Source organism: Brevibacterium sp. CSND-B09 (genome assembly GCF_052906525.1).
This window is the reverse complement of record NZ_JBREGI010000001.1, coordinates 1,963,164-1,978,443: the sequence shown is the minus strand read 5'-3', so window position 1 is coordinate 1,978,443 and position 15,280 is coordinate 1,963,164. Positions and strand designations below refer to the sequence as shown.

The 15,280-nt window shown below is 66.8% G+C and carries 12 protein-coding genes and 1 tRNA gene; 1 reads left to right on the top strand and 12 read right to left on the bottom strand.

The window, feature by feature from the left end; translation table 11 throughout:
- Positions 1–67: 67 nt before the first annotated feature.
- From ACU4IU_RS08930 to ACU4IU_RS08905, 6 genes are read right to left on the bottom strand one after another with little or no spacing between them, the layout of a single operon-like run.
- Positions 68–1,888: a protein kinase domain-containing protein gene (locus tag ACU4IU_RS08930; RefSeq protein ID WP_172173085.1), complete on the bottom strand. Its 1,821-nt coding sequence runs from the start codon at positions 1,886–1,888 to the stop codon at positions 68–70.
- Positions 1,885–3,354 carry a peptidoglycan D,D-transpeptidase FtsI family protein gene (locus ACU4IU_RS08925; RefSeq protein WP_139909578.1) on the bottom strand — a complete coding sequence of 490 codons (1,470 nt, stop codon included), beginning with the start codon at positions 3,352–3,354 and terminating at the stop codon, positions 1,885–1,887. The genes ACU4IU_RS08930 and ACU4IU_RS08925 overlap by 4 nt, the downstream gene beginning before the upstream one ends.
- Positions 3,351–4,943, bottom strand: a complete 1,593-nt coding sequence (locus tag ACU4IU_RS08920) for an FtsW/RodA/SpoVE family cell cycle protein (protein ID WP_446656488.1) — start codon at positions 4,941–4,943, stop codon at positions 3,351–3,353. The genes ACU4IU_RS08925 and ACU4IU_RS08920 overlap by 4 nt, the downstream gene beginning before the upstream one ends.
- Positions 4,943–6,367: a protein phosphatase 2C domain-containing protein gene (locus tag ACU4IU_RS08915; protein WP_446656487.1), complete on the bottom strand. Its 1,425-nt coding sequence runs from the start codon at positions 6,365–6,367 to the stop codon at positions 4,943–4,945. Before ACU4IU_RS08915 ends, ACU4IU_RS08920 begins: the two co-directional genes overlap by 1 nt.
- Positions 6,364–6,873 (bottom strand): FHA domain-containing protein FhaB/FipA, encoded by a 510-nt coding sequence (locus tag ACU4IU_RS08910; RefSeq protein ID WP_446656486.1) that lies wholly within the window; start codon positions 6,871–6,873, stop codon positions 6,364–6,366. Before ACU4IU_RS08910 ends, ACU4IU_RS08915 begins: the two co-directional genes overlap by 4 nt.
- Entirely contained in the window at positions 6,870–7,736 is an 867-nt protein-coding gene (locus ACU4IU_RS08905) for a DUF3662 and FHA domain-containing protein (RefSeq protein ID WP_446656485.1), read from the bottom strand. Before ACU4IU_RS08905 ends, ACU4IU_RS08910 begins: the two co-directional genes overlap by 4 nt.
- Positions 7,737–8,283: 547 nt before the next feature.
- Between ACU4IU_RS08905 and ACU4IU_RS08900 the strand changes: the two genes are divergently transcribed.
- Positions 8,284–8,367 (top strand) — tRNA-Leu (locus ACU4IU_RS08900).
- 179 nt (positions 8,368–8,546) lie between these two features.
- On the opposite strand, the gene ACU4IU_RS08895 is transcribed toward ACU4IU_RS08900, so the two are convergent.
- From ACU4IU_RS08895 to mvk, 6 genes are read right to left on the bottom strand one after another with little or no spacing between them, the layout of a single operon-like run.
- Positions 8,547–9,857 carry a hydroxymethylglutaryl-CoA synthase family protein gene (locus ACU4IU_RS08895; protein WP_446656484.1) on the bottom strand — a complete coding sequence of 437 codons (1,311 nt, stop codon included), beginning with the start codon at positions 9,855–9,857 and terminating at the stop codon, positions 8,547–8,549.
- Complete coding sequence (locus ACU4IU_RS08890; protein ID WP_446656483.1) at positions 9,854–10,972, bottom strand: hydroxymethylglutaryl-CoA reductase; 1,119 nt, start codon at positions 10,970–10,972, stop codon at positions 9,854–9,856. The genes ACU4IU_RS08895 and ACU4IU_RS08890 overlap by 4 nt, the downstream gene beginning before the upstream one ends.
- Positions 10,969–12,129, bottom strand: a complete 1,161-nt coding sequence (fni, locus tag ACU4IU_RS08885; RefSeq protein WP_139467653.1) for a type 2 isopentenyl-diphosphate Delta-isomerase — start codon at positions 12,127–12,129, stop codon at positions 10,969–10,971. Before fni ends, ACU4IU_RS08890 begins: the two co-directional genes overlap by 4 nt.
- Complete coding sequence (locus ACU4IU_RS08880) at positions 12,119–13,249, bottom strand: phosphomevalonate kinase (protein WP_446656482.1); 1,131 nt, start codon at positions 13,247–13,249, stop codon at positions 12,119–12,121. Before ACU4IU_RS08880 ends, fni begins: the two co-directional genes overlap by 11 nt.
- The gene (gene mvaD, locus ACU4IU_RS08875) at positions 13,246–14,262 is read right to left on the bottom strand and encodes a diphosphomevalonate decarboxylase (RefSeq protein WP_259358059.1); all 1,017 of its coding nucleotides are present in this window, start codon (positions 14,260–14,262) and stop codon (positions 13,246–13,248) included. The genes ACU4IU_RS08880 and mvaD overlap by 4 nt, the downstream gene beginning before the upstream one ends.
- Positions 14,259–15,221: a mevalonate kinase gene (gene mvk, locus ACU4IU_RS08870; protein WP_172173068.1), complete on the bottom strand. Its 963-nt coding sequence runs from the start codon at positions 15,219–15,221 to the stop codon at positions 14,259–14,261. The genes mvaD and mvk overlap by 4 nt, the downstream gene beginning before the upstream one ends.
- Positions 15,222–15,280: the final 59 nt, after the last annotated feature.

The following is a 15,280-nucleotide window of genomic DNA, read 5'->3' as shown; positions in this document are numbered from 1 at the left end:
ACCGGGTCGAGTTTCAGTATCTCAAACTCTTCGCTTCTCGTAATCGCTGCTCTGTATCGATCACTGTCTAGTCATTGCCGTTGTTTCCGTTCTGGTTGCCGCCGGCCTCCGAGCTGCTCGCCGAGCCGGAATTGCTGCCCGCTCCGTTATTGCCGCTGTTCGGGTTGGAGCCGCCGGAGGTGTCGGCCGAATCGCCGGAGCTCGCGGTATCCGACTCGCCTGACGTGTCCGTCGACGATGAGGAGTCCGATTCGCTCGAGGTCTCGGAGTCCGACGACGAACTCGACGAGCTCGAGGAGTCCTGATCGGAGGACGAACCGTTGTCACCGGAGTTCGAACCCTGATCCTGCGAATCGGATGAGGAACCGGAATCCGAGCTCGACTCCGAGTCATTGCCCAGCCCCGAATCGGATCCGGAGTCCGAGGCCGGCTCTTCGGGCTGCTCGGCGGGACCGGCGGAGATGTAGAGGGTCACGGTGTCACCCTCTTCGAAGGTGTAACCGTTGTCGCCCTCGCCGACGTCCGCGACGGTTCCAGCCGCCCGATCCGAGTTGATGTCGGTCGTCTCGACCTCGAGTCCCTTGTTCTCGAGGTTCTGCGTCGCCGAGGATTCCGTGAGTCCGATGTAATCGTTCTTATCGATCTCGATCGTCTTCGCCGCCTCCGAGGTGGGCGCCGAGGTCGATGGCTCCGGTTCGGGTTCGGCATTGCCTCCGCCGAGGAAGAACCACAGCAGGGAACCGACCGCGATGAGGGCGATGATCGCAAGGATCCAGATGAGGACCCGGCCCTTGTTCGACTGCTTGTCCTTCTCCAGATCCTGATTCTGCGGATCGTTGGGATCGATCTGTCCCGTATTCGCCGCAGCTGCTCCGGCACCGGCGGCACCAGCGCCGACGATTCCGGCGGCGGCACCGTTCGGGTACACCTGGGTCGCATCGTTCGAGGAGGTGACGGGCAGGGTCTTCGTCGTGGCTGCCGGCTCCGGGTTGTTGAAGACCTGGGTCAGAGCTTCGGACGCCGCGGCTCCGTGGCGCATCTGCGGCACGAGCTCCTCGGCCCCGGCGATGTCCCCGGCCGAGAGCGCCTCGGCGGCCTTAGCGACCTTGAACGCGTCCGAGGGACGGCGTTCGGGCTTCTTCTCCAGCAGGCAGTCGACGAAGCGGCGCAGCGGTTCGGAGACCGTGTCCGGCAGCGGCGGATGCTGCTGATTGACCTGGGCGATGGCGATGGCCACCTGCGAGTCTCCGGTGAAGGGACGCTGACCGGCCAGGGCCTCATAGGCGATGATGCCCAGTGCATAGAGGTCGGAACCAGGTCCCGAACCCTTTCCGGTGGCCTGTTCGGGGGCGAGGTACTGGGCGGTGCCCATGACCTGCCCGGTCTTCGTCAGCGGTGCCTGATCGGTGACTCGGGCGATGCCGAAGTCCGTGATCTTGACCCGGAAGTCCGGGGTCATGAGGATGTTGCCGGGCTTGATGTCACGGTGGATGACGCCCACCTTGTGTGCGGCACCGAGGGCCTGAGCGGCCTGCGTGACGATGGAGAGCGTATCGGTCTCGGACAGGGGAGCACTGCGCTCGATGATGGCCGACAGAGCCTCACCGGGCACGTACTCCATGACGAGGTAGGGCGAACCCTGCTCGTCACCGTAGTCGTAGACGCCGGCGATTCCCGGGTCGGAGACTCGGCCCATGTTCTGGGCTTCGGCACGGAACCGGGCGAGGAAGGTCGATTCGGAGAGGTACTCGTCCTTGAGGATCTTCGCCGCGACCTCGCGGCCGAGCACGGAGTCCACACCCTTCCAGACCTCGCCCATGCCGCCGACGGCGATGCGGGAGGTGAGTTTGTAACGGTTGCCCAACAGGGTGCCTTCGACGGGTCTCATTTCTCGACCACCGCTTCCATCATGTTCTTCGCGATCGGTCCTGCGACCGTCGCACCATAAGCTTCGTTGCCCGCGTTTCCACCGTTCTCGACTACGACCGCGACCGCGACCTGAGGGTCGTCGGCGGGGGCGAAGGAGATGAACCAGGCATGGGGTGCCGCGCCCTTGGCGTGCTGGGCGGTGCCGGTCTTCGCTGCGACCTTCGTGTCGCCCATCTTCGCCACCGAGGCGGTGCCGTTCTCGACCACACCGGTCATCATGTCGGTGAGCTTGTCGGCCGTATCTCCGGACACGGGCCGGGACATCTGGCTCGGGCGGGTCTCGGAGATCGGCTCGAGGGTGTTCGCATTGAGCACCCTGTCGACGAGCTGGGGCTTCATCATCTTGCCGCCGTTGGCGATTCCTGCGGTCATCATCGCCATCTGCAGCGGAGTCGACCTGACTTCGTACTGACCGAGCGAGGACTGAGCCAGCTGCGGCGGATTGAGGTCGGACGGGAACGAGGACGGGGTGACATTGAGAGGGATCTCGAGATCCTCGCCGAAGCCGAACTTCTCGGCCTGCTTCGCGATTGCGTCTTCTCCGAGATCCATTCCCAAGGAGGCGAATGAGGTGTTGCAGGATTCGGCCAGCGAATCGGCCAGGGTCGGCTTGCCCCCGTTGCGGCAGGCACCGGGATGCGAGTTGCCGATCGTCGCCGTCGTCTGCGGCAGATCGAGCGTGGCGGGTCCGTTGAGCTGGGAATCGGGCTCGTAGTCGCCGGATTCCAGGGCGGCCGCGGCGACGAGGACCTTGAACGTCGAGCCGGGCGGGTACAGGTTGCCGCCGATAGCGCGGTTGTAGGCGGGCTTTCCGTCGGCGGCTTCGAGGTTCTTGAAGGCTTGGCTGGCTTCGGTCGAGTCGTGGCTGGCCAGAGCATTGGGGTCCCAGCCCGGGGTCGAGGCCATGGCCAGGATCTTCCCGGTCTTCGGGTCGAGAGCCACGGCAGCGCCGTTCTGGTTGCCCAGACCGTCCCACGCAGCCTGCTGCACCTTTGGGTCGATCGTCAGCTCGACGGCGGCGCCGCGCGGCTGCTCACCGGTGAAGAAGCTGCCGACCTTGTCATAGAACAGGGCGTCGGAATCGCCGGAGAGGTAATCGCCGGAGGCGCGCTCCATCCCCGAGGCGCCGGACACGACGGAATAGTAGCCGGTCAGCGAGGCGTAGGCGCGCGGATCGAGGTTGTCCGAACCGTATTTGCGCTGGTACTTGTACTTGTCGTCGACGGGTTCCGAATAGGCGATCGGTGTGCCGTCGACGAGGATCGGACCGCGATCACGAGCCAGTTGGTCGAGAATCCGCCGGTTGTTCAGCGGATTGTTGTTCAGCGAATCCGCAGTTACGTACTGCACCCAGCTCGTCGACCCGAACAGGAGCGCGAACATGACGAATCCGACGACGGCGATATGCGTCAATGGCTTCTTCATCGTTCACCTCCGGTGGGTCGTTGGTCGGTGGCATCGGTGTCGTTCGGTGCCTGGCCGCGGGGCCGTGCGCCCGCGGGTGGCAGATTCGTGGTCGGGGCTTCGTCGTCGAACACGCGGGAATCCGCCGGCGGCAGGTTCGTCGTGGGGGCATCCTCGTCGACGGTGCGCGCCGAGGCGGCCGTGTCGTTGGCGTGAGCACCCGCGGGAACTGGTTCGGGATCCTCGGTGATTCTGAGCACTCCGGTGTGGAATTCCTCCACGGGGCGCCTGGCATTGTCCGAGATCCGCAGCAGCAGGCCGATGATCATCCAGTTCGCGATGAGCGAGGAACCGCCCTGTGCGAGGAACGGCGTGGTCAGACCCGTCAGCGGGATGAGGCGCGTGACGCCGCCGACGACGACGAAGACCTGCAGGGCGATCGTGAACGACAGGCCCGTGGCCAGCAGAGTGCCGAAGCCGTCACGCAGCTGCTGAGCGGTGCGGATTCCGCGCTGGAAGATGAAGAGGTAGCACAGCAGGATGACGAAGAGTCCGGCCAGGCCGATCTCCTCTCCGAAGCTGGCGTAGATGAAGTCGGATTCGGCGTAGGGGACCATATTCGGTCGGCCTTCACCGAAGCCGGTGCCGATGAGTCCGCCGTTGGACATGCCGAACAGACCCTGGACGAGCTGATACGAGCCGCCGAACTCCTTGTTGTACTCCTCGGGCGTCAGCGCATTGAGCCAACCGGACACACGCTGTCCCACATGGGAGAAGAGGAAGTTCGCTGCAACTGCACCGACTGCGAAGAAGCCGAGGCCGAGGATGATCCACGAGACCTTCGAGGTGGCCACGTAGAGCATGGCGACGAAGAGGCCGAAGAAGAGCAGCGAGGTGCCGAGGTCGCGTTCGAAGACAAGGATGCCGACGCTGGCAACCCAGGCGATGACGATCGGGCCGAAGTCGCGGAGTCGGGGGAACCGGATGCCGAGGATCTTCGGTCCGGCGGCGACGAGCTGGTCCTTGTAGCTCACGAGGTAGCCCGCGAAGAAGATGGCAAGCAGGATCTTCGCGATCTCGCCGGGCTGGAAGGACATCGAACCGAACCCGATCCAGATACGCGCACCATTGATGGTCTTACCGAGGCCGGGGATGAGCGGCAACAGGAGGAAGGCCAGGGCGGCAAAGCCCGAGACATAGGTGTAGCGGCGCAGCCAGCGGTGGTCGCGGACAATGAAGATCACGGCGATGGCCAGACCCACGCCGAGTGTCATCCACACCAGCTGGGTCATACCTGAACCGAGGTATTCCTTGCGGCCGAGGTCGACGCGGTAGATCATGGCCAGGCCGAGGCCGTTGAGCAGCACCGCGATCGGCACGAGCACGGGATCGGCGTATTTCGCCTTGATCCACACGATGACGTGGAGGATGACGCCGAGGGCCGCCAGCCACGCGGCATATCCGTAGACATTGGCCGGGATGGTGTCTTCGACGCCGAGGCCGACCAGGGCGTAGGCACTGGTGGCGACGGCAATAGCCAGGATCAGGAGACCGAGCTCGGCCAACCGGTAGGTTCTGGGGCGCGCGGTCTGCGAGGGAGCCTGGTTCATCACTGCGACTCCCGGGTAATCGCGTCACTGGGGTCGGCAGACTTCGAATCCGGAGGTGAGGGGGCCGGGTCGCTCGGACTCGTCGAGTCCTCGACATCGCCGGACATGCCGGAGGAGCGATCGGATTCCTTGCGCAGATTGTCGATGATGCGATCGGCCTCATCGCGTGACCCGGCGGGAATCGATCCACGCAGACGGTCCTGGGAGTAGCTGTTGAGGCTGCCGACCTCGATGTCCGTGGTGTCGACGAGGCGGCTGAGTTCGATGGGCCCGAGCGTCGTGTCGAGACCGCGGTAGAGGGAGACCTTGCCGTCGTCGTCGGCGACATAGTACTGGTGGCTGACGTAGTTAAAGGCGAAGAATCCGCCGACGGCCAGCGCGACGATCACGATGGCGGTGATGATCCATCCGAGGTAGGACCTTTTCTCGACCTCATCGTCGAGGTCGGCCTCCTCGTCTGCCGCGGTGTTCGTCTGCAGCTGCTGAGTGGTTCCGTCCCGTGCTTCGACGTCCTCGCCGTCCACGGTCTGGATCGGGGCGGTGTCGGCGGACACGTCGTCCTCGGCGAAGGTCGCATGGGCTTCGGTGTCCACGGCCGCCTCGGCGTCGGGGTTCGCACCGATCGCGGCGTAGCGGGGGTTGAGGTGGACGGAGCCGACGGACACGCCTTCGGTGGTCTCGACGTCGCCCTCGAGAACGTCGCCGACGACGACGGTGACATTGTCGGCTCCGCCGCCGGCCAGGGCCAGGTCGATGAGCTGACGGCAGGCCTCGTCGGGGTCGGCCACCTCTTTGAGCACGCGGGTGATGTCGTCGATATCGGCGAATCCGGTCAGACCGTCCGAGCACAGCATCCAACGGTCGCCGACCTGGGCCTCACGCAGGGACAGGTCGAGGTCGGGGGAGGCCCCGACGTCGCCGAGGACCTTCATCACGACCGAGCGCTGCGGGTGGGTCTCGGCCTCCTCAGCGGTGATCCGGCCCTCATCCACGAGCATCTGCACGAACGTGTGGTCGTGGGTGATCGGCTGGAGTCTGTCGTCGCGGAGCACATAGCCGCGGGAGTCGCCGATATGGGCGAGCGCGAAGCGATTGCCGGGGGCGCGCAGCACCGCGGTGACGGTGGTGCCCATTCCGGCGAGTTCGGGCTGCTCGCCGACGCCGCGGCAGATGCGGTCATTGGCCTCGAGGATCGAGGTCCGCAGGATCTCGAGGGCGTCCTCGCCTCCGGGCTCGTGATCGAGTTCGGCCAAGCGGGACACGGTGATCGCCGAGGCGACGTCTCCGCCGGCGTGACCGCCCATTCCGTCGGCGATGAGCAGGAAATTGGGTCCCGCGTAGCCGGAGTCCTGGTTGTTCTTACGAACCAGCCCGGTATGAGACCGGGCTGCCGAACGGAGAGTGATGGTACCGCCGGTCGTCACGATTGGGTCTCCAGGGTCGTATGTCCGATGGTGATCCGGGTGCCGATGGCCAACTGGATGGGCCCGGTCATGCGCGAGCCGTCGACGATGGTGCCGTTCGTCGACCCGAGGTCTTCGAGCATCCAGGCCCCGTTCTTCGCCGAGATCCGCGCATGATGGCTGGAAGCGAAGTCGTCATTGATGATGATCGTGTTGTCGGGGGCTCGGCCGAAGGTCACTGGCGCTCCCGAGAGCATCAGCGTCTGCCCGGCCAAGGGGCCGTCGGTGATGCGGATGGTGCCCGGATGGGCGTGGGCGACCGGGGCGGCCGCCGGACGAGGTGCGGGAGCCTGACGTGACGGTGGCGGCGGGGCGGACTTGGAGCCGCCTCGGCGAGCTTTCTTTCCGGCGCGGGCCTTCCGGGGGCCGAAGATGTCGCGGCGGAGGACTCCGGCGACTCCGAGGACGAAGAGCCAGAGGATGACGAAGAATGCCAACCGGAAGACGGTGACGGTGAATTCGCTCACTGGGCATCCCGCTCGTTGTAGTGGACCTCGGCCTCTCCGGCGAGGAGGACATCGCCGTCGGACAGGGTCGCCGATGTCAATTTGCGTCCGTGCAGAAGCGTGCCGTTCGTCGAACCGAGGTCATTGGCCACGGCACGGTCGCCCTCGACGACGATCTCGAAGTGACGTCGTGAGACGCCGGGATCGTCGATGACGAAGTCCGAACTCGACGAGGATCGGCCGAAGGTGTTCGTGCCCTGACGCAGCATCTGCGTGCGACCGTCGATGGTGACGCTCGCTTCGATGGAGCGCGCCGGTGCCGGTGCGGGCCGGGCGGCAGGGTTCGGTCGCGAGGTCGCGGCGGGGGTCGGAGCCGAACGGGCAGGTTCGGGGGTGCGGCGCGGGGTCGCGGGCCGGGAACCGGAGTTCGGGGACTCGCCGACGATCGGATTCGCCCGTGAGATCGGGTCGTAGCCGCCGCGGTTGGCCGGCTGAGCGGCGGGGGACCCGTCGGGGCGCTGGGTCGAGGACACGACGCGGTACATTCCCGTGTCGAGGTCGTCGGCGAGAGCGAACTCGACGGAGACGGGACCGACGAAGCTGTAGGCCTGTTCGACGGCGTGGTCGCCGACGACCTGGCGCAGATCGGAGCGCAGTTCGGACTCGAGGCCGGAGAGTCGGTCGTGGTCGGTCTGCGAGAGCTCGATGACGTAGTGGTTGGCCGTCAGAGTGCGACCGCGGGAGACCACGGCGGCTTTGTTGTCGGCCTCACGGCGCAGGGCTCCGGCGAGCTCGACGGGTTCGACCTGGGATCTGAAAGCCTTGGCGAAGGCGCCGTTGACGACGTTCTCCAGCCCCTTCTCGAAGCGATCGAGTAACCCCATGGCACCTCCTCATCAGGTGTTGCCGTTGCCGGACGAACTCTTCGCCTAGCGTCTTTGAGTGCTCTGACCAGGTGGTCCTGATCACGTGCACTCTGGGCACATCAACACCCAATCCTAACGCGGTGAGGCTCTCAACTCACGTCACGCGTGTTCGCGGGGCGAAGCTGTGCCGGGATTCCCTGCGCGCGTCCAGGGAAGATCGAGGCAGTGCACGCGGTGCCGGTGGGCCCGTGCGGGGGGCGAGCGTGCGTGGCCGCGCGGGGTGAGTGCGGGGCGAGCGGGTGGGGCCGTGTGGGGCGAGAGCGGGCGCTGGGAAGGCTGAGGACGTGGGGCTGCGAGGGTCGAGGGCGTATGACTGCAAAGGGCGAAGATGAGTGGCCGCGTGGAATGCGCGATGAGTGACCGTGCGGAATGGACGTGGTCCGCGCGGGCGACACAGCGTGAGTGACCGCGCGGGGCGAAAATGTGAAGGTGGACACGTTTGCCTCGATTCGGCTTCCTCGGTTTTCAGTTTCGCCGCCTCCGATGCTAGAGTTTTACCTTGTTCGCGCGAGTGGCGGAATTGGTAGACGCGCTGGCTTCAGGTGCCAGTGGCCGCAAGGTCGTGGGGGTTCAAGTCCCCCCTCGCGCACAGCGAACGAGAAGCCCCTCACCGGGTCCCGTCAGGGTCAAGGTGAGGGGCTTCTTCGTGCCTGCGGTCGGTTGAAAACTCGCGAAAGGCCCAGTTTGAGTTGAGCAGCCCAGTTTCAAACATGGGCTGTTCGCCCCAAACTGGGCCGAACGCAGTGCGTGAAGTGTCGGGTGAGCCGCCTAGGCGCGCTCGTAGAGGCGGGCGCGGCCCTTGATCCCGGCGAAGCGGAACGGTCCCGCGGTCACCTTCGGGGTCGTGACGTCCTCGGCGCTGGAGAGCTCGGCGGCGTGGAGCGCGCGGTACGCGTCGATCGATAGAGGCACCCGTGACTCGAGGGCCTCGGTGACGGTTAGTCGGTGCGAATGCTGTGCGTAGCCGGGGACGACGCGGGCGGTGAAGAACTCGCCGACGCTGCCCGACCCATAGCTAAACAGCCCGATGCGCTTGCCGGCAAGATCGTCATCGTGATCGAGCAGTGAGCACAGTCCGGCATAGAGCGAAGCGGTGTAGGAGTTGCCGAGGCGCCGGTTGTACAGAGTGCTCGTGGCCAGCCCCGTATCGCGCGGGCCAGTGGCGACGGAGTTGTCGGAAGCGCCGGCAGTGGCCGAGTCCGTGGCGGCGGCCGAGTGGGCGGCAGCCGGGCCGGGACTGGCAGCAGCGGCGCCCGCGCCGGAGACACTCGCGACGATCTCCGTGTCGAGATCCTCACCCGTGAGTCCGGCGAGATGGACCTGCGCCTTCTTCGCCATCTTCGTGAACGGCTGGTGGTAGAGCACACGGTCGATCTCGGCCATGGCCGGTCCGCCCTGCGCGGCCAGATCGGTCCACGCCCCGGTGAGCGCATCGAGGTACGCGGTGACCGACAGGGCCCCGTCGACGATCGCAGTCGTCGAATCGTTCGGGCGCCAGAAGTCATCGACATCGGCCGAGTTCAGGCCCGAGACCGGTTCGATCTCGAGCAGCTTCGGATCCGCCGAGACGAGCATCGCCACGGCACCGGCACCCTGGGTCGGTTCACCCGGAGAATCGAGGGCATAGCGGGCCACATCCGAGGCGATGACGAGCACGCGCTGACCCGGTGACCGGGTGACGATGCCGACGGCCGCCTGCAGGGCGGCCGTCGCCGAATAGCACGCTTCCTTGACCTCGACGACGCGCATCTGCGACGGCAGGTCGAGCAGCGAGTGCACGGCCATGCCGGCGGCCTTCGACTGGTCGATTCCCGATTCGGTGGCGAAGAGCATCGTACGGATGCCCTCCGTCCCGCACCGCTGAATGATGGACGCGGCGGCAGCGGCGGCCATGGTTACGACATCCTCATCGGGTGCCGGGAAGCTGAACTCGTCCTGGCCGAGGCCGAGGCGGAACTTGTTCGGATCGGTGCCGTTCGCCTCGGCGAAGTCATCGAGCCTGACGACATGATGGCTCGTGGCCAGTTCGATGTCGTCGATGCCGATCGGTACAGTGCCCGCAGCAGTGTGTGATGTCATGCGGCCTCGCCGTCCTCTCGGTGTGCTGAATCTGTCGGAGTCTCGGCAGCTCGCTGCTCATCAGCCTTGCGTTCCATCTGACGGTGAGTGTCCATCAGCTCACCGGGGTTCGTCTGAGCGGCGAGCAGCGAGAGCTCCCCGCAGAGCACCGTCGCGGCCATGAGTGCGGCCAGACGACGCGAATTCGCTCCCGGCTCACGATCCTCCCGGCAGCCGAGACGCTCCAGCGCTTCATCGACATGCGGCAGGTCCTTGCCGTTGCCCACGGTGCCGACGATGAGGTGCGGCAGCGTCGTCGAGAAGTACAGGCCCTCGGGGCGGTTCTCCGCATAGGTGATGCCCTGCGAACCTTCGACGATGTTCGCCGCATCCTGACCGGTGGCCAGGTAGAAGGCGAGCAGCATGTTCGCATAGTGCGCGTTCGCCGAACGCAGGGCTCCGGCGATCGTCGATCCGACGAGGTTCTTGCGCACGACGAGTTCGACCATCTTCTCAGCGCTCGTGCGCAGGCGACGATCGACGACCTCGTGGGGCAGGACGATCTCGGCGACGACATTGCGTCCGCGTCCGAGGATCCCGTTGACCGCGGTGGCCTTCTTGTCCGAGCAGTAGTTGCCGGACACCGAGCCGTAGTCGAGGCCCAGCTGCCAGGACAGGATGGTGTCCATGAGCGAATCCGAAGCCTGGGTGACCATATTGTGGCCCGAGGCGTCGTTGGTGCGGAAGGCGAAGCGGACGAAGAGCAGGTTCCCGACGATCTCGGGGTGGATCTCGATGAGCCGGCAGTGGCCGGATCCGGCTTCGACGACGGCTTCGAGTTCGCGGGTGCGGTGACGGATGGCCTGCGCGGCCGCTGAAGCGCCGATCGCTGATTCGGCCACGAACAGCACGGATCGGGTCATCCGCTCATCGACGATGACGGTGCGGATCCCACCCTCGATCTCACGGGAGATCGATGCCCCGCGGCCGACGGAGGGCCACAGCGGGGTCTCGTACGTTGCCAGGGGCACAGCCACCTCGGTGTGGGTGCCACTCGGCGCCAGCGCTTCGCCGCTGACCCGCAGGGGACCGACCCACGTGGTGGGGATCCCGGTGATCGTGGTCTGCTGATTCACAGCTGATTCCTCCTCGAAAGGACGTCGGATCGGTGCGAGAGCGCGGTGACGTCGATTCCGCGCAGGCGGGCGAACTCGCCGAGGCGGCCCCGCGTGAGCAGGTCCGTGGCCGTGAGGTCCGTGGACCGCTGCGCCCCGAGCAGGGCGAACAGAGCCGAGGTCTGAGTCTGCCAGGTGCGCACGAGATCGACGAGCCCGTCCGGACCGTGGTCGAGCACGGTCTGCAGGAACGTGCCGGCGACGCCGACGGCCCGAGCACCGCAGGCCAGTGCTTTCACGACATCATAGGGGTTGCGCACGCCGCCGGAGGCCAGGAGCACGCGGTTCGAGACGCCGTCGTCCATCGTCGTCTCCGTTGTCCACTCGGGTGGGGCGTCGAGCAGGCAGGCCAGGGCGGACTGGCCGAAGCCGGTGAGCATGGAGAAGTCATCGGCCGGTGAGCGATCGTTCTCGATGCGCAGGAAGTCCGTGCCTCCGGCGCCGGAGACATCGGCGTACTGGACCCCGATATCGGCGAGCAGGGTGAGCGTCCGGCGGCTGAGTCCGAATCCGACCTCCTTGACGACGACGGGCACGGGGCAGGCGGCGACGATGTCCTCGAGTCCGGACAGCCAGGTGGAGAAGTCGCGGGTGCCTTCGGGCATCGCGGTCTCCTGCACCGGATTGATGTGCAGCTGGAGGGCATCGGCGTTCAGCAGCTCGACAGCCCGGCGGGCATCATCGGCGCTGCGACCGGCACCGAGGTTGCCCATGACGAAGCCGTCCGGGTTCTCCTCGCGGATGACGGTGAAGCCCTTCGCTGCCTCGGCGTCGTCGAGGGCCACGCTCATCGATCCGCAGGCCATGGGCAGACCGGTCTCGGCGGCGGCGATGGCCAGGTCCCGGTTGATCTTCGCCGTGGTCTCCGTGCCGCCGGTCATGCCGTTGACGTAGAAGGGCGTCGGCCAGGTCCACTCGCCCAGTTCGACGCTGAGGTCGACAAGTTCGGGGTTCGTGCCCGAGAGCGCATGGTGGACGAATTCGAGGTCGTCGAAGTCGGTGCGGCGGGGGCCTTCCGTCTGCTGCGCCGAGGCGAGGCGCACGTGGTCGTCCTTGCGGGAGGCCCGTGAGGCCTTGGTCTCCGGAGTCTCAACTGATGCCGGGGTCTCAGAACTCATCGATCTCGCCTTCCTCTCGGTGGGCACCGAGGTCCAGGGGTCGGATTCCGGCGGCTTCCCAGCCGCTGAGAATGGTCTGTGCTTCGGTGTGGGGGTGAGCGAGGGCGATTCCGCAGTCACCGCCGCCGGCTCCCGAGGGCTTCGCTGCGGCCCCGTGGGTTTCGGCGATCTCGCACAGGTCGTGCAGGGCTTCGGTTTCGATGAGGCTGCCCGTGGAGTCGCTCAGCCGCCGCAGCAGGCCGCGCACGGAGCGGATCGTGGTCAGGCTCGCCTCGGCATCGTCGGCGTCGAAGGCCGCCACGAGATCGTCGACGAGCGTGTGCGACTCGGCGGCGAAGGACACGAGCGGGCGCGGTTTCTGCGCTGCCGGGGACGATTCGGAGGAGGATTCGTCCGTCCGCTCGCGCGGGGTGTGGACGCGTGTGACGAGGTGTTCGGTCGACGCCGGTGATCCGGTCCAGCCGACGAGGAGGTCGAGCGAGCTCGGTGGGGTGACCCGCCTGGCCGAGCAGCCGGCCCATTCCGGGCAGCTCATGGCGGAGACGACCCCGTGGGCCTCGCGGTGAGCGTGCAGGGCGGCACGGTCGGGGGAGGAGTAGCGGATCCAGCCGCCGAAGGTGCTCGCGGCAAGATCGCCGCCCGAGGCCTTCGTGGAGATCGCGATGGTCGCCAGGACGGCGAGTTTGAAGCGTTCGGTCAGGGTCAGCCCGAGGCGATAGAACTCATCGAGCGCGGCGATCGTCGCCACCGTCACCGCCGCTGAGGAGCCGAGACCGAACTTCCGGCCGTCCGAGTCATTGAGCTCGCTGGAGATCTCGAGATCGAAGTAGCGGGGGCTGGCGCCCCGGCCGGAGCGCAGCTCTTCGACGGTGGAGATCGCCGAGAGCACATAGTCGAAGGGACGCTCGTCGACGATGATGTGCTCACCATCGTCTTCGCGCCGCCACACGACGGGAGCCTGACCGTATTCGCTCGAATGGATGCGGCCGGCGCCTTCGCTCTCGGTCAGCCGGACGGTGATGCACCGGTCGACGGCGATGAGCACGGCGGGCTGTCCGGGTTCGACGACGGCGTACTCGCCGGCGATGAACAGCTTGCCGGGCGCCCGGGTCTCGATCATGCCCGGCTGCCCTCACCCGCAGCCGGGTTCACTGCGTCTGCGGGCGGGACTGCGTCGGCGGCGGTGAGCAGGTGGGCTCCCGGTCCCGGTCCGACGATGCGGACGTCGCCGAAGCCGGAGAGCTTCTCGGCGAGTGCCTCGGCGTCATGGGGGCGGACGATGACGGCGACGTTCGGGCCGGCATCGGCGGTCGAATAGGCTTCGATCCCCGACTCGCGGGCTTCGGCCACGGCGTCGAAGATCGCGTGGCTGGTCGGATTGAGGAACCGGATCGGCGGCACGGTGGACTGGATGAGGCCGTGCATGCGCAGGGCGTGGGATTCGGTGATCTCGCCGATGCGGGTGAAGTCCCCGGCCGCGCACGCGGCGACCATCTGCTCGAGGTAGTCCTCGGTCGAGGACACCCAGCCGGAGTAGAAGGGAGAGGTGGCGGCGGTCAGGCGCATCGCCTCGCGGGAGGACACGGCCTTCCTGGCCCGGTTGACGGTGACGATGATCATCCGCATATCCGGGGCGGGAACGGTCTCGGCGAAGGAAGCGGCGTCGTCGCCGGCGTGCCAGACGGCGATGCCGTCGGGAATCGAGCGGCACGCCGACCCCGAACCGCGGCGGGCCAGCCGGCTGAGATCGCGGGGTGCGAGGTCGAGGTCGAAGGCCGCGGCGGCGGCCGTCGCCAGAGCTGCGAAGCCCGACGCCGAGGAGGCCAGACCGGCACCCGTGGGCACGGAGTTGCGGGACCGGACGAGGACCCGATCATCGCGTCCGGCCAGGTCACGGACATGGTCGAGGAAGGTGGAGATGCGGTCGGTCTGACCGGCATCGGCGAGTGCGCCGTCGAGTTCGAGGACATCGGTCTCGGCGTCCGGGGCGGGCACCACGGTGGTCGTGGTCTCGAAGTGATCGAGGGTCAGCGACAGACTGCCCGCAGCGGGCAGGATGAGCTCCTCATCGGCCTTGCCCCAGTACTTGACCAGGGCGATGTTCGGGTAGGCCCGCGCCGTCGTCGTTCTCATGTCGGTCTGACCTCCGTCGTCCAGGTGCGGGGTGCTCCCGCCTTGCGCAGGGCCTCGGCGAGCTCTTCGGCCGAATCATCGTCATCGGCCAGGGCCAGCACGCAGCCGCCGAGTCCGCCGCCGGTGAGTTTGGCACCCCAGGCTCCGGCCGCCGTGGCGGCATCCACGAGGGAATCGAGAGTCGGGGTCGACACACCGAGGCTGCCGAGCAGTCCATGGGCTTCGTTCATCAGCGTGCCGATCGCTCTACGATCACCGGAGCGGATGTTGTCGACGGCGGAGTCGGTGATCTCGGCCAGACGGTCGATCATCCCCCCGATGCGCACAGGATCGGCGTCACGGCGGGCACGGACTCCTCCGACCGCCTCGGCGGTGGACCCGTGATGACCGGAGTCCGCGAGGACGAAGACGAGGCGCTGACCGACGTCGATGGTCTGGGCGCACCCGGTCTGGAAGCGGATGGGGGCGGGTTTGGCCACGGCCCAGGCGTCGATTCCGCTGGGTCGGCCATGGGCGACGGTCTCGGCCGCCTGCACGATCTCGTGGAGGGTGTTCTCGTCGAAGACCGTCGCATGCAGGTTCGCGACCGCGCGGGCCACGGAGGTGGCCACGGCTGCACTCGAACCCAAGCCCCGGCTGTGGGGGATCGCCGAACGGATGAGCAGCTCCACCTCGGCGTCGGGATTTCCCACGGCCTTCAGCGCGGCGTTGAGACCGGCGACGACGGGGCCCATCGGCTCCGGAGCGGTCTGCGCATTTCCGGAGAACAGCTGGCTCTCGATCCGGGTCTCCTGGTGCGGGGACCGGCGGATATCGGTCTGGACTCCGAGCCCGTGCAATGGCACTGCGACGGCCGGAGAGCCGTAGACAACCGCGTGTTCGCCGAACAGGATCGCCTTTGCGTGGGCGAAGCCCTGGGATGTGCCCTGGGCGGGTTCGGTCTGAGAGGAATTGTGCATGCAGGATGGTTTCGGAGTCTGTGGATTGATTTCACCATCATATGCCGTACCCCCGCCCA